A 19,189-nucleotide genomic window follows, 5' to 3' on the forward strand; every position below is an offset into this window, starting at 1 on the left:
GCGGCTATCAGCCGGCCTGCGGGATGCGGGCGACCATGCGCATGGAGGTGGTCAGTTCCTCCATCTGCAGCCACGGGCGCATCCAGGCGACGGCGTTGTAGGAGCCGGGCTTGCCCGGGATCTCCTTCACCTGCACCTTGGCTTCGGCCAGCGGGTACTTCGCCTTCATCTCCTGGCCCGCGGCTTCGTTGCCGTTGACGTAGTTGAGGATCCAGCGGTTCAGCCACGCCTCGCAGTCGCTCGCCTCCATGAAGGAGCCGATCTTGTCGCGCGCCATGATCTTCAGGTAATGGGCGAAACGCGAGGTCGCCATGATGTAGGGCAGGCGGGCGGAGATCGCGGCGTTCGCGGTCGCCTCCGGCCGGTCGTACTTCTTGGGCTTCTGCGTGGTCTGGGCGCCGAAGAAGACGGCGTAGTCCTGGTTCTTGTAATGGCAGAGCGGCAGGAAGCCCAGCTTCGACAGTTCGGCCTCGCGGCGATCGGTGATGCCGATCTCGGTCGGGCACTTGGCGTCGCTGTCGCCGTCGTCCGAGGTGAAGGTGTGGAAGGGCAGGTTCTCCACCTTGCCGCCGCCCTCGGCGCCGCGGATGGCCGTGCACCAGCCATACTGCGAGAAGGCGTTGGTCAGGCGCTGGCCCAGCGCGTAGGAGGCGTTCATCCAGCAGTAATCGTTGTGGGCCATCGGCCGGGCGATACCGCCTTCGTACGGAGCCTCTTCGTACTCGAACTCCTCGATCGGCTTGGTGTTGGCGCCGTAGGGCATGCGGGCGAGCACGCGCGGCATGGTCAGCGTGACGAAGCGGCTGTCGTCGCTCTCACGGAAGCTGCGCCACTTGGTGTACTCGACGCTGTCGAAGATCTTCTCGAGGTCGCGCGGCTTCGACAGCTCGGTCATGTCCTCGAAGCCGAACAGCTTCGGGCTGGCGGCCGAGATGAAGGGCGCGAAGGCGGCCGCCGCGACGTTGGAGACGCCGGTCAGCAGCTCCATGTCGTCGGGGTGGTTGGTGAACTCGTAGTCGCCGATCAGGGCGCCGTAGGGCTCGCCGCCGGCGATGCCGAACTCGTTCTCGTAGATCTTCTTGAACAGGTTGCTCTGGTCGAACTCGACCGCCTTCGAGATGTCCTTGTACAGGTCCTTCTTCGGGCAGTTCATGACGCGGATCTTGAGCGTGGAGCCCGTCTCCGAGTTCATGACCAGATAGTTCAGGCCGCGCCACGAGCCTTCCAGCTTCTGGAACTTCTCGTGGTGCATGATTGCGTTGAGCTGCTTGCTGATCTTGGCGTCGATCGCGGCGATCGCCTTGTTGATCGTCTGGCCCAGGTTCTTGTTGAAGGTGACCGTGCCGGCCAGCGCTTCCTGGGTCAGGGTGCGCAGCAACTCCTGCGCACGGTCCGGCTCGGTCTGCTTGGTGGCGGCGATGGCCTGGTCGAGGATGGAGAGGCCGGTGCCTTCGGCAACGGCGGCGCCGGCGGCCGCGCCCTGGGACTGAGCGTCGCTCATCGGATCAACCCTCCTTCTTCTCGGTGCCGAGCTCGCCGCTCAGCGCGGCCAGCTCGTCGGTGTTCTGCAGCACGCGCTCCAGCAGGCCCTCCAGCTCTTCCGAGCGGTCGGCCTTGCTCAGCAGGTCGCGCAGCTGGTTGCGGGTCTCCAGCAGCTTGCGCAGCGGCTCGACCTGCTGGACGACGCGGCCCGGCTCGAAATCCTCCATCGACTTGAAGGCGAGGTCGACCGACAGCTGGGTGCCGTCGTCGGCGAGCGTGTTGTCGACCTTCATCTTCAGGCCGGGCGTCATGCGGGCCATGACGTCGTTGAAGTTGTCGCGGTCGATCTGAATGAACTTGCGGTCCTTCAGGGGCTTCAGCGGCTCCGTCGGATCGCCCGAGAAGTCGCCGAGCACGCCCACGACGAAGGGCAGCTCCTTGACGACGGTCGCACCTTCGGTCTCGACGTCGTAGGTGATGTGGACGCGGGGCTTGCGCACGCGATCCAGCTTCTGGTGGATACTCGCCATGTTATCGGACCTCCCTGCTCACGCCGTAGGATAGGCGGTGATCGTCAATACCCTGATTGCTCTGCCGGCGGCGGCGCCTTGGCGCCGGACGCGATGAAGAACTGCCGCCGTGTTTCCTCGTCGGTGATGAGCTCCTGCAGGAGTTCCTGCAACGACATGCGGCCGCGGCGGACCACCTCCTCCAGCGTGTAGGAGATGGGGGAATGGGGTTCCGTCTTGCGGAAGAAATCGGCGACCTGCAAGAGGACCTTGAATGCCTCCTCGCGCGTTGTCACAGTCCCGCTGGCCTGCACCTTGGCGCCGGCCGCCGCGACGGCGCCGCCTCCGCCGCCGGTTGCGACCATGTCGGTGGACGCGGAGACGGACTCCTCGACGGCGGGCTCTTCGCCGCCCAGCGTCGCCAGACGGTCGCGCGCGGCATAGTTCACCGCGTCGAGCGCCGCGGTCAGGACGTTGCGGATGTTGCCGGCCGGCGGCGCATCGTAGCCGGCCTTGTCGTAGAGCACCTTGCCCAGCGCCTCGAACTCGTCGATGGCGCCCTGGATGTCCTCCAGCAGGGTCTTGAACTCCGATGCCGGCGTCTCGCGGACGCTCTGCTCGAACTGCTCCCAGGTGACGGCGCCGTTGTCGATGCGCGCCTGCCGGCGCGCCTCGTCGGTGATCTTCGCCAGTTCGATGGCCTGTTCGTACTGCCAGAGCGAATAGGGAATGTCGCCAAGGGTCAGCGGCACCTTGCGGACCGGCTGGATCAGCGTGCCGTCGGCGGATTCGCCGTTCAGGCCGGTCAGCGGGCCGACGCGGGTGGAGATGCCGTCCTCGTCCGGGGCCGGATACAGGTTGTCCCAGAACCGCTCCACCAGACCGCGGGCGAGCGCGAAGCCGTCGCGCAGGCCGGCATAACCCTCCGCCCGCAGCAGCGCCTCGATGAACCAGGCGGTGACCTCGAGATCCTTCGCCTGGGTGCGCAGGATCCGCGGGCTGACCTCCAGGATGGTGCGCCATTCCGGCAGAAGGCCGCCGGCGTCGTCCTCGACATCCATGGAGCGTTCGGCGGCGCGGGCGGCGCTGCGGGCATCCTTGACGGTGTAATAGTCGGCCGAGGCGTTCTCGCGAAGGTCGATTCCGCATTCGGAATCGCCTTCTACTGGTTGCAGAAGCTCTTCGATGTCGAAAATCTGCGGTGTCGGCATGAAGGAAAGTACCCTTTCCACATTCATATGAAGAAGGTCAGAGCCGCAGGTTACGGTGCCCGCCGATTTGGGGGTGAGCGTTCGCGCCGGGAAATTGATAGCGTTACTTCCGTCGATTCGACAAGGCTATTCGTGTTTGGGGAGCCGCCGAACAGAATATTGCAATTGCGTAACAAATCAGCGCCCAGATTACCCCTATGAGCTTGACGAAACGCAATTGCGGATGAATGCTGTTCGCCTGACGTCGGAATGAACCCTTGCCGGGATCCCGTTTGCAATGACTCCTGACGCCATTCCATCTGAAGTCTCGGGCATCTCTGCCGTTCCGGTGGAAGGTTCCGGGGGTGCCGCTCCCGTTTTGATTGAAAGGCGCGATGCGGCCGGCCGCCTGGTCGCGCGGGTCGGCATCGCCGGCGGGATGCTGGAGGGGCCCTGCCTCTTCTATGCGGAGGATGGCGAGACGGTGGTCGCGCGGACGGTGTTCCGCGCCGGCCGGCAGGTGCTGCCGCCTCCCGGATTGCCGCCGGCCGGCTACGGTTCCGCGTCCTCGCTGCTCGGCGCCCCGGTGGCGTCGGGTGAATCGCCGTTCTGACCGGCCGGAGACACCGGATGCCGCCCGCCGCCCGCCTCGGCGACCTGATCAAGCAGGACACGCCGCACTGCCACGCACCGATCCACCCGCCGGCCCCCGTGCCGGCGCCGGCACCGCATCCCGGCCTGCCGCTGGCGATCGTGCTGGGCAGCCCGACGGTGCTGATCGGAAACATGCCGGCTGCGCGGGCGACCGACATCTCCGCGCCCTGCGTGCTGCCGGGCTGCGTTCCGGCCGGACCGGGCATGATCTCCCAAGGATCGACGACGGTGCTGATCAACAACCTGCCGGCGGCGCGCATCAACGACATGACCGCCCACGTAAGCTGCGTCGCGCCCATTCCGGCCCCGGTGGGCAAGGTGCTGCCGCCCGGCTGTCCGACCGTCATCATCGGCGGCTGAGCGCATGCGCCTGTCCCATTTCGAGCGCCTGCGCCCGGTCTGCCCGCGCTGCCTCGCCACCCGCGGCGCGGCGGTGCCGCTCGCGCTTGGAATGGTGGAGGAGGCCGGCGCCGACGACGTCCGCTGGGGAACGCTGGTCTGTGGCGACCCGGCCTGCGCGATGGAATACCCGATCGTCGACGGCGCGCCGATCCTAGTGCCCGACCTGCGCGGCTGGATGGCGGCGAACGGGCATCTGCTGACCACGCGCGCCGACATCCCGGCGGCGATGGAAGGGGTCCTGGGCGACGGGTTCGGTCCCGACAGCGCCTTCAACGCCACCCGCCAGCATCTGTCCAGCTATGGCTGGGACCATTACGGAGACCTCGGCCCCGCCACGCCGGACGGGCAGGCCGGCTCGGTCGCCCGCTGCCTCGCCACGGGACTGGAGCGGCTTGGGGCGCTGCCGGCGGGGCCGGCGCTGGACCTCGGCTGCGGCGCCGGACGCACCAGTTTCGAACTGGCGGCGCGGGGGGAGGATCTGGTGCTCGGCCTCGATCTGCACTGGCCGCTTCTGATGCTGGCGCGGCGGGTGATGGAGCGTGGAGAGGCGGTTTTCCCGCTGCGCCGTTCCGGCATCGCCTATGACCGGCAGCGGATCGAGGCGCGATTCGCCGGGGCGGAGCGGGTGGATTTCTGGATCGGCGACGCGTTGTTCCCGCCCTTCGCCCCGCGCGGCTTCGCCCTGGTTGCTGCCATGAATGTCCTCGACTGCGTCGCCTCGCCGCCGGCCCTGCTGCACGCCATCGACGGCATGGTGGCGGATGGCGGCGGCGCGGTCCTGGCGACGCCCTTCGACTGGTCGACGCAGGCTACGCCAGTCGAGGCCTGGCTGGGCGGCCATTCGCAGCGCGGGGACGATGCCGGCCATTGCGAGGCGGTGCTGGCGCGGCTCCTGACACCGGGCGCCCATCCGCAGTCGGTCGAGCGACTGCGCCTTTTGGGTGAGCCAGTAGATATTTCTTGGACGGTTCGGATGCATGACCGCGCCACCATGCAATATAGATCGCATCTGGCGATGTTGCGTGCATGATTCGCGAATGAAGAGAAGCAATTTCGTTCATATTGCGAAGCATAGCAGTGGATTTTTCAGAATGGCTTGGTCAAAGTCCGGGGCACAGCCACAGGACGAACCGGCCGACCGGTTGAGTTGGTGCGGGCGTCGCAGGCGCTCTGCCCGCATGGGTTGAAGACAAGCAAGTCACACGAAGGGGGTGGAGCCATGGTGGCGGTCGATCTGCAGAGCATGATTTCGCGGCTGAATCCTCCGTGCCGGCGGGCGCTGGAGGCTGCGGCCGGACAAACGCTGTCGCGCACGCATTACAACTGCGAGATCGAGCACTGGCTTCTCCAGCTGATCGGGGCCGCCGACGGCGACATCTCCGCCATCCTGCGCGTCTACGAGATCGACGCCGGCCGCCTGTCCGCCGACCTGACGCGGGTGCTGGACAAGCTGAAGACCGGCAACAGCCGCGCGCCCGCCCTGTCGCCCAATCTGGTGCAGCTGATGCGCGAGGCGTGGGTGCTGGCCTCGCTGCAGTATGGCGAGGGGGCGGTTCGCTCCGGCCATCTGCTGGCCGCGCTGCTGTCCGACGAATCCCTGTCCGCCCAGGCGCGCGACATGTCCGGCCAGTTCGCGAAGATCACCGCCGAGGCGCTGCGCCGCGACCTGCCCAAGATCGTCGCCGACACCGCCGAGGCGCGAACCAGCGCGCCGGTCACGGCGGCGGCCGGCGCCGGCGGGGCTGCCGCGGGCGGCGCGCCGAAGGCCGGCGGGGCGACCCCCAACCTCGACCAGTACACCATCGACCTGACCGACCGCGCCAAGAACGGCAAGATCGATCCGGTGCTGGGCCGCGACGCCGAGATTCGCCAGATCATCGACGTGCTGACCCGCCGCCGCCAGAACAACCCGATCCTGACCGGCGAGGCCGGCGTCGGCAAGACGGCGGTGGTCGAAGGCTTCGCGCTGCGCATCGCCGCCGGCGACGTGCCGCCGGATCTGCGCAACGTCCGCCTGCTGTCGCTCGACCTCGGCCTGCTGCAGGCCGGCGCCGGCATGAAGGGCGAGTTCGAGAACCGCCTGAAGGGCGTGATCGACGAGGTGAAGGGCTCCACCCAGCCGATCATCATGTTCATCGACGAGGCGCACACCCTGATCGGCGCCGGTGGGCAGGCCGGGCAGAACGATGCCGCCAACCTGCTGAAGCCGGCGCTGGCGCGCGGCGAGATGCGCACAATCGCCGCCACCACCTGGGCCGAATACAAGAAGTACTTCGAGAAGGATCCGGCGCTGACCCGCCGCTTCCAGGTGGTGAAGGTGGAGGAGCCGGCGGAGCCGGTCGCCGTCGACATGATGCGCGGCCTGACCGCCACGCTGGAGAAGCACCACAAGGTCCGCATCGTGACCGAGGGGCTGATCGAATCGGTCCGCCTGTCCAGCCGCTACATTCCGGCGCGCCAGCTTCCCGACAAGGCGGTCAGCCTGCTGGATACCGCCTGCGCCCGCGTGGCGATGAGCCAGACCGCGACCCCGCCGGCCATCGAGGACCGCCGCCGCACCATCCAGCTGACCGAGACCGAGGTCGCGATCCTGGAGCGCGAGCAGGCCATCGGCATCGACCATGCCGAGCAGATCGGCGCGCTGAAGGACAGGATCGCCGCCACCCAGGCCGATCTTGAGGCGCTGGAGGCGCGCTGGACCAAGGAACTGGAGCTGGTCCGCGCCATCAACGAGACGCGCGACCAGCTGGTCGCCGTGCATGAGCAGTCGAAGGCGCCGGCCGCCGAGGGCGCTGCGCCCGCCGAGCCGCTCGACGCCGATGCGCTGAACGCCAAGCTGTCGGCGCTGACCGCCGAGCTGACCGCGCTGCAAGGCGAGGATCCGCTGGTCAAGGTCGCGGTGGACGGGCAGGCGGTGGCCGAGGTGGTCGCCAACTGGACCGGCGTTCCGGTCGGCCGCATGGTTTCCAACGAGATCAAGACCATCCTGTCGCTCGCCGACCGCATGAAGGAGCGGATCATCGGCCAAGACCACGCGCTGGACGCCATCGCCCAGGCGATGTGGACCAGCCGCGCCAAGCTGACCGACCCGCGCAAGCCGATCGGCGTCTTCCTGATGGTCGGCACGTCGGGCGTCGGCAAGACCGAGACGGCGCTGACCCTGGCCGACCTGATCTATGGCGGCGAGCAGAACGTCACCACCATCAACATGACCGAGTACAAGGAGGAGCATAAGGTCTCCCTGCTGCTCGGTTCGCCTCCCGGCTATGTCGGCTTCGGCGAGGGCGGCGTCCTGACCGAGGCGGTGCGCCGCCGGCCCTACAGCGTCGTCCTGCTGGACGAGCTGGAGAAGGCCCATCCCGGCGTGCAGGACATCTTCTTCCAGGTGTTCGACAAGGGCACGATCAAGGACGGCGAAGGCCGCGACATCGACTTCAAGAACACCGTCATCATCATGACGTCGAACGCCGGCACGGACCTGATCCACAAGCTGTGCGCCGACCCGGAGACCGCGCCCGACGCCGAGGGTCTGCTGGAGGCCCTGCATCCCGAGCTGCAGAAAAGCTTCAAGCCGGCCTTCCTCGGCCGCTGCACGGTCATCCCGTATTTCCAGCTGTCGGACGAGAATCTGGCCAAGATCGTGGTCCTGCAGCTGAACCGCATCGCCAAGCGGGTGGTGCAGAACTACAAGGCCGCCTTCTCCTACTCCGACGATCTGGTCCAGAGCATCGTCAACCGGTGCCAGGAGGTTTCCAGCGGCGCCCGCAACATCGAGACGATCCTGAGCCGCACCCTGCTGCCGGAGATCTCGTCCCGCATCCTCGCCCGCATGGGCGACGGCGAACCGATCACCCGCGTCCACGTCTCGGTCGATGGCGAAGACCGCTTCGTCTACGACATCGCCTGAGGCCATGGAAACGGGAGTACCGGGGCGGGCATGCGGAAAAAGCGACGGGCGGTGACGGCCGTCACAGCACCCGCCTCAATTCTTTCGTAACCATACAGCACAGACAGAGCTTACCCCGTTAAGTCCGACTTCAAGAGAGCGAGGAGACAACCATGGCGATCTATATCAAGTACGACGGCATCGACGGCGAGGCCACGCACGAGACCCACAAGAAGTGGCTGGACGTCAGCTCGCTGCAGTGGGGCGTCGGCCGCGCCATCAGCACGCCGTCGGGCTCGACCGCCAACCGCGAAGCGTCGGAGCCGTCGGTTTCGGAAGTGACCATCACCAAGCTGATGGACAGTTCCTCGCCGAAGTTCTTCGTCGAGTCCTGCACCGGCGCCGTCGGCAAGAAGGTGCAGATCCACCTCGTCACCACCGGCAGCCCGGGCAACACCTATGCCGAATACACCCTGACCAACGCCCTGGTCTCGGCCTACTCGATGTCGTCGGGCGGTGACCGTCCGTCGGAGTCGATCTCCATCAGCTTCACCAAGATGGAGTACAAGTTCATCCCCTTCGACGACAAGAACAAGGCCGGCACGCCGATCTCGGTCTCCTACGACCTGTCGACGACCAAGAGCGCCTAAGTTCGGCACGGGGCTTGCCCCACCCAAACCCTTCCCCGCTCTCGGCCGGCCAAAGGCCGGTCCGATCGCAGGGGAGGGGGAAGGGCGGGGCAAGTCCTTCTTCGACCATTGCTTCCCAACACATAGGACCAAGCCCGCATGTCGGATGCGCCCACCATCTCGCAGACCGGCCGGCTTCTGTCGCTGACCTCGCCGCTCGGCGCGGACGTGCTGATCCCGGTGGCCGTCGAGGGGGAGGAAGGGCTGTCGCGCCTGTTCCGCTACACCGTTTCGATGATCTCGCCGCGGATGACCATCGCGCCGGCCGACATCCTGGGAAAGTCGCTGACGCTGTCCGTCGCGCGCCAGGGCGGCAGTCCCCGCGTCATCAACGGCATCGTGAAGAGCTTTTCCGCCGGGCCGCTGGCCCTGCGCGGCTACCGCCGCTACACGGCGGAGATCGTGCCGTCCCTGTGGCTGGCGACCCTGCGCTCCGACTGCCAGGTGTTCCAGGACAAGAGCGTCGTCCAGATCGTCGACGCCATGCTGTCCGACTGCGGCGTGACCGAGGTGAAGAAGCAGGGGCTGTCCGGCACCCACAACGCCCGCCCGGTCTGCGTGCAGTACCGCGAAACCCATTACGACTTCATCGCCCGCCTGCTGCAGGACGAGGGCATCTATTTCTATTTCCAGCACGAGGCCGGCAAGCACACGCTGGTGCTGAGCGACAGCGCGTCAGGCTACACCGACTGCCTGGACAAGGACGTCAACCACGCCGCCGCGTCGCAGGGCAATACGCTGGCCATCGACGGCTGGTCGCATTCCCAGTCCTACGTGTCCGGCAAATGGACGCTGAAGGACTATAATTTCGAGACGCCCAGCACCGACCTGACCGCAAGCACCACCACGGTGCTCGGCGTTTCCGCCTTCAAGTCGCACGAGATGTTCGACTATCCCGGAGGCCACATGGTCAAGGCCGACGGCACCGACCTGTCCCGCCTGCGCATGGAGGAGACGGAGACCGGCCATGAGCGGGTGGAGGGCACGGCGACCTATCGCGGCCTGTCGGCCGGCGGCAAGATCTCCATGGCCGGCCATGCGGTGTCGGCGGAGGTCGGCAAGGGCTATGTCGTCACCGATCTGGCGCTGAGCGCCCAGGACGAGAGCCATCTCGGCAACGGCGGCATGCCGCCGCAATTCTCCTGCCGCTTCGCCGCGATTCCCGAGGCCACCGTGTTCCGCCCGCCGCCGGTGCCGCGCCCGCGCACCCATGGTCCCGACACCGCGACGGTCGTCGGTCCCAGCGGCGAGGAGATCTACTGCGACAAGTACGGCCGCGTCCGGGTGCAGTTCCATTGGGACCGCAAGGGCGCCAAGGACGAGAAGAGCTTCGTCTGGCTGCGCGTCGCCCAGACCATGGCCGGCAAGAACTGGGGCACCATCTTCACCCCGCGCGTGGGCATGGAGGTGCTGGTCGACTACATCGGCGGCGACCCCGACCGGCCGCTGATCGTCGGCTGCGTCTACAACGCCGAGAACATGCCGCCCTACGCGCTGCCCGACAACAAGACGCAGAGCGGCATCAAGACCCGCTCCAGTAAGGGAGGCGACGCGTCGGCCTTCAACGAGCTGCGCTTCGAGGACAAGAAGGACTCGGAGGAGATCTATTTCCACGCCCAGAAGGACTTCACCCGGATGGTGGAGAACGACGACAAGCTGACCGTCGATCACGACCAGACCATCACCATCAAGAACGACCGCACCGAAACGGTGTCGGAAGGCAACGAATCCGTCACCATCGCCAAGGGCAACCGCACCGTCACCGTGTCGAAGGGAAACGACACCCATGAGGTGACCGAGGGCGACCAGACCCTGACGGTGGGGAAGGGCAACCGGACCGTCACCGTCAGCAAGGGCAACGACACCCATACGGTCGCCAAGGGCAACCGGACGGTCGAGGTCGGGCAGGGCAACGACAGCCTGACCGTCAAGCAGGGCGACATGTCGGTCGACGTCAAGCAGGGCGATTACACGCTGAAAACCGGGCTGGGCGACGTTTCGGTCAAGGCGTCCGCCGGGCAGATCACAATGCAGGCCGCGACCGGCATCGAACTGAAGGTCGGCGGCAACAGCATCAAGATCGACCAGATGGGCGTCACCATCAAGGGCAGCATGGTCAAGCTCACCGGCGACATGCAGGTGCAGATCAAGGGCAAGATTACCCAGGTCAACGGGGATGCCATGGTCCAGGTCAAGGGCGGCGTGGTAACCATCAATTGACGAACGCCGTCCACACTGGGACGGATTTTCAAGCGGGGTTGGGACGGTGGACATCGGGCTTTTGCCGAAGTTGCGCTTTGCCCGCGCGGCCGAAGCGGTCGCGGGGCTGGACCTGTCGCCGGAGGCGAAGGCGCTGTACGCGCCGAACGCTCCGACGGCGGCCTTTCTGAAGGCGCTGATCGACGCCGAACTGTATGTGGACGCCATCCGGCTGCTGGGCATGGCCCTGCCGCGGCGCGAGGCCGTGTGGTGGGGCTGCCTGTCCGCCCGCGGCGCGCTGCCGGACGAGCCGGCGCCGGCCGACGTCGCGGCGCTGGAGGCGGCGGAGGCCTGGGTCTACCGCCCGACGGAGGAGAACCGCCGCGCCTGCTTCGCGCCGGCCGAGGCGATGAATTTCGATACCCCCTGCGCCTATGCCGCCATGGCCGCCTTCTGGTCGGGCGGCAGCCTCGCCCCGCCCGATGCGGCGGTGGTGGTGCCGCCGGGCGACGGGCTGACCGGAACGGCCGCCGCCGCCGCGGTGCTGATCGCCGCCGCGGCGGTGCCGAAGGAGATCGCGGCCCGCCAACGCGCCTCGCTGGTCCAGGCATTGGACATCGCCAACGGCGGCAGCGGCAAGGTGGGGGCGGCGTGATCCGATGAAGCTGCGCCTGACCCTGATCCAATGCCCGCCCGCCCAGGGCGGCGACATCGCCCGCGATCTCGGCACCGGACGGTTGGTGATCGGCCGCGGTCCCGACTGCGACTGGGTGCTGAACGACCCGGAGCGGATGCTGTCCAAGACCCATTGCATGGTGGAGTTCAAGGGCGGCGTCTACATCGTCATCGACAGTTCCACCAACGGCGTCTTCCTGAACGACGCGCCGACCCCCATCGGCCGCGGCAACTCCGCCGTGGTGGGGGAGGGCGACCGGCTGCGGATGGGCGGCTTCGTCATGCGCGCCGGCTTCGCCGCGGAGGAGGCGCCGCCCGCCAACGACCCCTTCCTGGCGGTCCTGCGCGGTTCCGGCGAAACGGCGCAGTCGTCGGCGGCCTCGCCCGAGGAGGATCCCTTCGCCCTGCCGGCCTTCGGCCGTGGGCCGGTGTCGGTGATGCCGATCCCCGACGACGACGACCTGTTCGGCGACCTGCCGAAGCCGGACGACCGTTGGGGCGGCAAGCCGGGTGGCAATTCGGGCGGTGGCTGGCAGCCAACCGCAGCCGGAAACACGCCGGGCGGCGATCCCGATTGGCCGGGTTCCGCCCAGACCGACTTCTCGCCGGACAGCCTCGGCACCATCCGGGTATCGACCGAACAGGCGGGCTTCGGCCATGGCAATGGCGGAACGTCGATCCCCGACGATTGGCTCGACGATCCGGTCGAACTGACGCCGGCCGCCCAGCCGTCCGGCCCGCCGCCCGTCCAGCCCTTCGCGGCGCAGCCGGCCGCCCCGTCCGCAATTCCGGCCGCCACCCCGCCTGCCGATTGGGCCGCCGACTGGAACGAGGAGCCGCTGGTCCCGCCGGCCTTCGGTGCGCGTCCGTCGACCTCCACCCCTCTGGCCGACGAGGCCTCCGACGCGCTCAGCCTTGCGCTGGTCGATGCCGTGCTGTCGCTGGTGCGGCGGCAGGCGGCGCTTGAGGCGCTGCTCGGCCTCGACCCGGACGAGACGATGGCGCAGGGGGACTCGATCCTGCGCCGCGCCGTGGATGCCGACGACGCGCTGGCCCGCCTGCGCGCCCTGCCGCCCGCCGAGGCGGAGGCGCTGCTGCAGGCGGCGGTGTCCGACGGTGCGGCCCATCAGTCGGCCCTGCTGGCGGCGGTGCGCGAGCTTACCGGAGAGACCGCCGACGGCGGCACCCGGCTGGCCGCGCTGTACCGCCGGCTCCTGCCGATCCACCGCCACGCGCTGGGCGGCTGACCGGAGGAGGGTACCCATGGCAACGACCATCAGCCTGCAAGAGGGAAAGCGCCCATGAGTTGGGACGACAAGGTCATCTGGTCCGAAGGCATGTTCCTGCGGGCGCAGCATTTCCAACAGCAGGACCGCTATGTCGAGCGGCTGGTGCGCGGCCGCGTCGCCGGCATCCGTCCCTTCGCCTGGGGCATCAGCGAACTCACCATCAACCGCGAGCTTCTGGCCGTCGGCAAATTCGCCGTCCTGCGCTGCAAGGGCATTCTGGAGGACGGGACGCCGATCAACATCCCCGACGACGACGACCCGCCGCCGCCGCTCGACCTGCCGGAGACGCTGGCGAACAGCATCGTCTATCTGGCCCTGCCGGTCCGCCAGCGCGGCGGCGTGGAGTTCGAGGTGGGCGAGAGCGCCGACGCCGCCACCCGCTATGTCGGCGAGGAGACGGAGACGGTCGACGCCATCGCCGGGTCGGCCAGCGTGTCGCGCATCCGCACCGGGCGCCTGCGCCTGCGCTACCGGCTGGAACGGCAGGAGCGCGCCGGCTACCACTGCCTTGGCCTCGCCCGCATCCAGGAGGTGCGCTCCGACCGCCACGCCACGCTGGACGAGCGCTACATCCCGCCGGCCCTGAACGTCCAGGCGCTGGCGCCGCTGGCCGGCTTCGTCACCGAGATCCAGGGACTGCTGAACAGCCGGTCGGAGGCCCTGGCCGCCCGCGTCGGCGGCTCCAACGGGCGCGGCGCCGGCGAAATGGCCGATTTCCTGATGCTGCAGGTCGCCAACCGCTCCGAACCGTTGTTCGCCAACATCGCCCGCATGCCCGACATCCACCCGGAACGGCTGCACGGCATGATGCTGGGGCTGGCCGGCGAACTGGCGACCTTCACCGCCGTCAACAAGCGTCCGCCCAGTTTCCCGCCCTACCGGCACGAGGATCTGCAGGGCACGCTGGAGCCGGTGATGGCGGAGATCCGCCGTTCGCTGAGCGCCGTGCTGGAACAGACCGCCATCCCCATCGATCTGCAGGAGCGCAAATACGGCATCCGCGTCGGCACCATCGCCGACCGTTCGCTGATCACCACGGCGACCTTCGTGCTGGCGGTGCGGGCGGACATGCCGGGCGAGGCGTTGCGCCGCAACTTTCCGGCGCTGGTGAAGATCGGCCCGGTGGAGCAAATCCGAGAGCTGGTCAATGTACAGTTGCCCGGAATCCGAGTAAGGCCATTGCCGGTCGCTCCGCGCCAACTGCCCTACCACGCCGGTGCCGTGTATTTCGAGCTCGAACGCGGTAGCCCTATTTGGAAACAGCTTGCAACATCGGGCGGAATCGCGGTTCATCTAGCAGGTGATTTTCCCCAGGTGGCGATGGAGCTTTGGGCGATCCGTGGCTGATGCATTACCTTTTCCGGTTGTAGGGGCAGCATGAGGCTGGGCGGGGTGCTGGCCCTGCGCACCGGCGCCGTTATCGCGGCGACGGTTGCGACCGCCGTTCTGTTGTCGGTCGCGCTGTCCGAACTGAAGTTCGAACAGAAATTGCGCGAGGTCACCGGTTCCCGCCTCATGGTGGTGGCGGACGAGATGCGGAGACGGGTCGAATACGGCCTGACGCTGGGGCTCGACCTCTCCGAACTGGTCGATCTGCAGGCGCAGGCCGAACGCGCCGCCTCCGGCGAGGAAATCCTCGGCGTCGAGGTGGTGGACGACCGCGGCATCATCCTGTTCGCCGCCGACCGCAACGCTGTCGGACAGCCCACGCCGGTGCGTTGGAGCGGCGACGCTTCCGCCGGCACCCTGCGGCAGCAGATCGACGGCGACGTCCTGATCCTCGGTTCCGACGTGCGCAACAGCTTCGGCCAGACGGTGGGGCAGGTGATCCTGCGCTCTTCCCTGGCCGGGCTGAAGGCGCGGGTCGCGGCGGTCGAGGAGGGGTTGCGCGGCAACATCCTGGCGCTGGTGGGGGGCGCCGCGCTGGTGACGCTGGCCGCCGTCTTCGTCGTGGTGCGGCAGGGCGGCGGGCGCGGCGGGTTGGCGGCCGGCACCGCGCCGCTGGGCATGGTGCGCGACCGGCTGAACCACGGCATCGCCGACGCCGATCACGCCATGGAAGAACTTGAACGCGAATTGGATGCCGTGGCGCCGAATGCCCCCGGACCACTCCCGGCGAAGGGCGTGGTGACATGAGCGGTCCGGCCCGCAACGGCTCCTCCGATCAGGCCAACCATCAGGCCAGCAATCCGGCCAAGCGGCGCGACCCGATCAGCGCGCTGGTTCTGCGGCTGACCATCGTCACGGTCGCGGTGCTGCTGCTGGCGGCCGGTGCGGCCTCCTGGCTGTCGCTGCGCGGATTCGACCCGCTGTTCCAGCCCGAACTGGCGCGCAAGGCGCAGACGGTCGGCGGCCTGATGGGAGCGCAGATCGACCGCGGGCTCGGCGTCCGCATTCCGCTGGACCGCATGGCCGGTCTCGACGCCCTGCTGGAGGCGGAGGTCCGACGCCACGACGACATCGCCTACATCGCGGTGACCGACCCCGCCGGTCGCACCGTCGCGGCGGCGGGCGGGCCGCTGGACGGCCTCACCGCCCTGTCGCCGGACCGGCTGAGCGGCCCCGCCGACGGTCGGCTGGCCCGCGGCTTCGTCGATGTCCAGCGCCCGCTGGGCGACGCCGCCGACCCGGCCGGCGCGCTGCATGTCGGCGTCGACAGCGCCTATCTGGCCAAGGCCTCGACCGATCTGGCTCTGGACGTGCTGTCGGTGGTCATCGTCTCCGTCCTGCTGATCTTCGAGGTGCTGCAGCTGGTGGTGAACCTCGCCATGCGGCGGGTGCTGACCCTGCGGCTGCTGGCCGATCGGGCGGAGCAGGGGGATTTCCGCGCCACCCTGCCGGAGATTCCGGGTCCACTCGCGGCGCGGGAGGACCGGGCGCTGGAGAGCGGCGTGCGCGCGGCGCTGGACGGCGTCAACGCCCGCTATGCCGGCCTCGCCGCGCGGGTGGCGGAGCTGCGCCGCCGGCTGGGCGGCGACGACCCGCGGGTCGGCCGGGCGGAGGCCGGGCTGTCGGCGCTCGCCCGCCGCTTCCGCTTCCGCGATCCGGACACCGCGCATCCGCCGACGCCGCCGCTGAACCTCGTCTTCCTGAGGCTGCCGGTTTTCCTGTTCTGCCTGTCGGAGGAGCTGTCGCGCCCCTTCCTGCCGGCCTATGCCAAGTCCTTCGCCGGCGAGGTGCCGTGGCTGACGCCGGACATGGTGGTCAGCCTGCCGATCACGCTGTTCATGCTGATCTGGGCGCTGTCGCAGCCGGGCGGCGCCCGTTTCTCCGAGCGCTGGGGCCGGTCGCGCGCCTTCACCATCGGCGCCCTGCTGGGCTCCGTCAGCCTCGCGCTGACCGCCTTCGCCGGGTCGCTGGCCGAACTGATGCTGTGGCGCTGCCTGACCGCGCTCGGCTACGGGCTGGTGCTGATCACCGCGCAGGGCATCGTCGTCGACCACACCACGCCGCGCAACCGCGCCGCCGGCATGGCGATGTTCATCGGCGCGCTGCTGGCCGCCGGCGTCTGCGGCCCGGTCAGCGGCGGCATCATCGCCGACCAGATCGGCTTCCGCGCCACCTTCCTGCTGGGTGCGCTTCTGGCCCTGGGCTCCGGCCTGTCGGTCAGCCTGCTCCTGCTGCGCGGCCGTGGAGCGGGGCAGTCCGCTGCCGGCGCCGGTGCCGCGGCCCGGCCGGCGATGGGCAGCGCCCTGCCGCTGTTCCGCGACTTCCGCTTCTCCGCCCTGATGGTGCTGAGCGCCATCCCGACCAAGATCGCCTCGACCGCCTTCCTCTTCTGCCTCGTGCCGCTGCTGCTGACCGCCGACGGCGCGTCGAAGGCGGAGATCGGGCGGGTGCAGATGATGTATTTCGTCGCCTTCATCCTGGTGTCGCCGCTGGCCGCCAGCCTGTCCGACCGCTGGCAGGCGCGGCGCGGCTTCATCGCCGCCGGCGGCATCGGCACGCTGGCGAGCTGCCTGCCCATCCTCGCCACCCAGTCGCTGTGGGGGCCGCCGCTGGCCATCGCCCTGTTCGGTCTGTCCCAGGCCCTGGTCGGCGCGCCGCAGCTGACCCTGGTCTCGCAGATCGCCCGCGACGGCGGCCTGCCCGAGACCGCGGCGATCGGCTGGTACCGGCTGATCGAACGGCTGGGCGGCGCGCTCGGCCCCGTCACCGCGATGGCGGTGGCGGTCGCCACCTCCTACCGCGAGGCGATGCTGAGCATCGGCCTGCTGTGCGGGGCGAGCGCGCTTCTGTTCTGGATCCTTTTCCGCACCGGGCGCCCGGCCGCCCGGCCACAGGAGGCATGACCGCGATGGGATTGGACGAAAGCGATCTGCTCCGCATCCGCCGCCGCTCGCTGCTGCGCCTTGCCGCCGCCGGCGGGCTGGCCCTGCCCGGACTGCCGCTGGCCGGCGGGTCTCTGATCGGCTCGGCGCTGGCCGCCACGGCTCCCGACAGGACCTTCCGCATCACCATGGTGCTGGGCCGCGGCGAGAGCGACAACGAATTCGGCTTCAAGGATTATCTGGCCCGGCGCGGCCTGAAGGTGGAGTACACCATCCGCAACACCGGCGGAGACACAGCCAAGCTTCCGGGCATCATCCAGGAGATCAAGGATACCCGCCCCGACCTCGTCTACAGCTGGGGCACGCCGCAGACCCGCGCGCTGGTCGGCCCCCATGACGAGGCGGACCCGCGCAAGCACGTCACCGACATCCCGGTGGTCTTCACCTTCGTCGCCGCCCCGGTGGATGCGAAGATCGTGCCCGATCTCGCCCGGTCGGGGCGCAACGTCACCGGAACCATCCACATCGCGCCGATCGCGGTGCAGCTCAACACCATCCAGGCCTATCGCACGATCAAGCGGCTGGGCGTGGTCTACAACCCTCAGGAACGCAACTCCGTCCTCACCATCGAGGGGCTGCGGGCGGAGACCGCGCTGCGCGGGCTGGAACTGATCGAGGAGCCGGTCCCCCTGAACGACCGCGGCGAGCCGATCGCCGCCGCGGTGCCCGACGCGCTGGGCCGGGTGGCGAGGCGCGGGGGCGAGGTGCTCTATATCGGCCCCGACACCTTCATCGCCTTCCACAACCGCAGCGTCGTGGCGGCGGAGGCGTTGCGCCTGGGCCTGCCGACCTTCTCGGTGACCGAACTGATCGTGCGCACCGACAAGGCGATGCTGGCTCTGGCGAGCAGCGCCTACGGCATCGGCCGCTTCACCGCCTTCAAGGCGGCGCAGATCCTGGTGGACGGCGTCAGTCCGGCGGAAATTCCCGTGGAAACGCTGAAGCGCTTTTCCGTCATCATCAACATGGCCACGGTCCGGGCGCTGGAATACTACCCGCCGATCGGGCTTCTGAATTTCGCGGAAATCATCGAATCATGAGCGCCCGCATTCCCATGACGATGCCGTTCGGCGGCGCTCCCCTGTGCGGCGAGGCCGCCCGCGCGGTGGCCGCCGTCCGCCTGAGGACGCTGGCCGCCGATCTGCCGGACGGGTTGACCGTCCGCATGATGGACCTGGACGATTCCAACCTGCTGGCCGATTTCCGCGTCCGCGTGGTGGCGACGCTGGAGGATCCCGACCATTACCGCATGGCGGGCGAGGTCGGGAACTTCGTCACCGACCATCTGGGCGACCGGGGGCTGACCGCCGGCATCTTCCGGCAGGATGGGCGCTCAGGCACCCGTCTGGTCGCCTACGGCGCGCTGGGCCTGCCGTCCGGCGACGATCCCAACCGGGGCCGCGACCTCGACCTGCCGGAAGCGGAACTGCCCTGGGTCGCGCACATGTCGTCGGCTATGGTCGATCCGTCGGAGCGCGGGCGCGGCCTGCATCACCGTCTGATCGACTGGCGGATCGAGGTGGCGGAGGCGCTGGGCCGCCGGCACCTGATCACCACCGTCAGCACCCGCAACCACCGCAGCTGGGGCCATCTGGCCGGTCACGGCATCTATCCGAAGCGGCTGGTGCGCGTCGGCGGCGATCTGGTCCGGCTGCTGGTCCACCGCGACTTCACCGCCGATCCGGTCTTCGACACCGCCAGCGCCGAACTGGTGGCTGTCGAGGATTTGGTCGGGCGCTGGGACGTGTTCGAGCGCGGCCATGTCTGGGGCCGCGTCGCCGTCGGCGAGGGCGCCGCGCTGCGCTGGTACGCGCTGTGCGGCCGGGAAAAGGGCTCCGCTGGAGCGGCATGACGGGACGGGGCCGGGCGGGCGCTGAGGCGCG

At 68.7% G+C, this 19,189-nt stretch carries 16 protein-coding genes; 13 read left to right on the top strand and 3 right to left on the bottom strand.

Annotated elements, in window-relative coordinates; genetic code table 11:
* Window positions 1-7 precede the first annotated feature (7 nt).
* The 3 genes from tssC to tssA are packed head-to-tail and all read right to left on the bottom strand — an operon-like array spanning window position 8 to window position 3,202.
* Window positions 8-1,501: a type VI secretion system contractile sheath large subunit gene (gene tssC / locus DM194_RS03670; RefSeq protein ID WP_111065969.1), complete on the bottom strand. Its 1,494-nt coding sequence runs from the start codon at window positions 1,499-1,501 to the stop codon at window positions 8-10.
* Between the two features lie 4 nt (window positions 1,502-1,505).
* Complete coding sequence (gene tssB / locus DM194_RS03675) at window positions 1,506-2,012, bottom strand: type VI secretion system contractile sheath small subunit (RefSeq protein WP_111065970.1); 507 nt, start codon at window positions 2,010-2,012, stop codon at window positions 1,506-1,508.
* Between the two features lie 44 nt (window positions 2,013-2,056).
* A complete protein-coding gene (tssA, locus tag DM194_RS03680; protein ID WP_111065971.1) occupies window positions 2,057-3,202 on the bottom strand; it encodes a type VI secretion system protein TssA in 1,146 nt (381 codons plus the stop codon).
* A gap of 358 nt (window positions 3,203-3,560) precedes the next feature.
* Between tssA and DM194_RS03685 the strand changes: the two genes are divergently transcribed.
* The 13 genes from DM194_RS03685 to DM194_RS03745 all read left to right on the top strand — a co-directional run bounded on the left by DM194_RS03685 (window position 3,561) and on the right by DM194_RS03745 (window position 19,158).
* A complete protein-coding gene (locus tag DM194_RS03685; protein ID WP_111065972.1) occupies window positions 3,561-3,794 on the top strand; it encodes a hypothetical protein in 234 nt (77 codons plus the stop codon).
* A gap of 17 nt (window positions 3,795-3,811) precedes the next feature.
* On the top strand, window positions 3,812-4,195 hold the full coding sequence (locus tag DM194_RS03690; RefSeq protein ID WP_111065973.1) for a PAAR domain-containing protein: 384 nt from the start codon (window positions 3,812-3,814) through the stop codon (window positions 4,193-4,195).
* A gap of 4 nt (window positions 4,196-4,199) precedes the next feature.
* The gene (locus DM194_RS03695; RefSeq protein ID WP_111065974.1) at window positions 4,200-5,267 is read left to right on the top strand and encodes a methyltransferase domain-containing protein; all 1,068 of its coding nucleotides are present in this window, start codon (window positions 4,200-4,202) and stop codon (window positions 5,265-5,267) included.
* 189 nt (window positions 5,268-5,456) lie between these two features.
* Window positions 5,457-8,144 carry a type VI secretion system ATPase TssH gene (gene tssH, locus DM194_RS03700; RefSeq protein WP_111065975.1) on the top strand — a complete coding sequence of 896 codons (2,688 nt, stop codon included), beginning with the start codon at window positions 5,457-5,459 and terminating at the stop codon, window positions 8,142-8,144.
* Between the two features lie 152 nt (window positions 8,145-8,296).
* Window positions 8,297-8,773 (top strand): Hcp family type VI secretion system effector, encoded by a 477-nt coding sequence (locus tag DM194_RS03705; RefSeq protein ID WP_111065976.1) that lies wholly within the window; start codon window positions 8,297-8,299, stop codon window positions 8,771-8,773.
* 138 nt (window positions 8,774-8,911) lie between these two features.
* Window positions 8,912-11,032: a type VI secretion system Vgr family protein gene (locus tag DM194_RS03710; RefSeq protein ID WP_111065977.1), complete on the top strand. Its 2,121-nt coding sequence runs from the start codon at window positions 8,912-8,914 to the stop codon at window positions 11,030-11,032.
* A 46-nt stretch (window positions 11,033-11,078) separates the two neighbouring features.
* Complete coding sequence (locus tag DM194_RS03715; RefSeq protein WP_111065978.1) at window positions 11,079-11,666, top strand: DUF6931 family protein; 588 nt, start codon at window positions 11,079-11,081, stop codon at window positions 11,664-11,666.
* A gap of 4 nt (window positions 11,667-11,670) precedes the next feature.
* Window positions 11,671-12,933 carry a type VI secretion system-associated FHA domain protein gene (locus DM194_RS03720; RefSeq protein WP_111065979.1) on the top strand — a complete coding sequence of 421 codons (1,263 nt, stop codon included), beginning with the start codon at window positions 11,671-11,673 and terminating at the stop codon, window positions 12,931-12,933.
* A 54-nt stretch (window positions 12,934-12,987) separates the two neighbouring features.
* Window positions 12,988-14,322 (top strand): type VI secretion system baseplate subunit TssK, encoded by a 1,335-nt coding sequence (tssK, locus tag DM194_RS03725; RefSeq protein WP_111065980.1) that lies wholly within the window; start codon window positions 12,988-12,990, stop codon window positions 14,320-14,322.
* Between the two features lie 30 nt (window positions 14,323-14,352).
* Window positions 14,353-15,111 carry a hypothetical protein gene (locus tag DM194_RS03730; RefSeq protein WP_111065981.1) on the top strand — a complete coding sequence of 253 codons (759 nt, stop codon included), beginning with the start codon at window positions 14,353-14,355 and terminating at the stop codon, window positions 15,109-15,111.
* Entirely contained in the window at window positions 15,108-17,267 is a 2,160-nt protein-coding gene (locus DM194_RS03735; protein WP_111065982.1) for an MFS transporter, read from the top strand. Before DM194_RS03730 ends, DM194_RS03735 begins: the two co-directional genes overlap by 4 nt.
* Entirely contained in the window at window positions 17,264-18,346 is a 1,083-nt protein-coding gene (locus tag DM194_RS03740) for an ABC transporter substrate-binding protein (RefSeq protein ID WP_111065983.1), read from the top strand. Before DM194_RS03735 ends, DM194_RS03740 begins: the two co-directional genes overlap by 4 nt.
* Complete coding sequence (locus DM194_RS03745) at window positions 18,343-19,158, top strand: GNAT family N-acetyltransferase (protein WP_111065984.1); 816 nt, start codon at window positions 18,343-18,345, stop codon at window positions 19,156-19,158. Before DM194_RS03740 ends, DM194_RS03745 begins: the two co-directional genes overlap by 4 nt.
* Window positions 19,159-19,189: the final 31 nt, after the last annotated feature.

This window comes from Azospirillum ramasamyi (assembly GCF_003233655.1).
Taxonomy (GTDB): domain Bacteria; phylum Pseudomonadota; class Alphaproteobacteria; order Azospirillales; family Azospirillaceae; genus Azospirillum; species Azospirillum ramasamyi.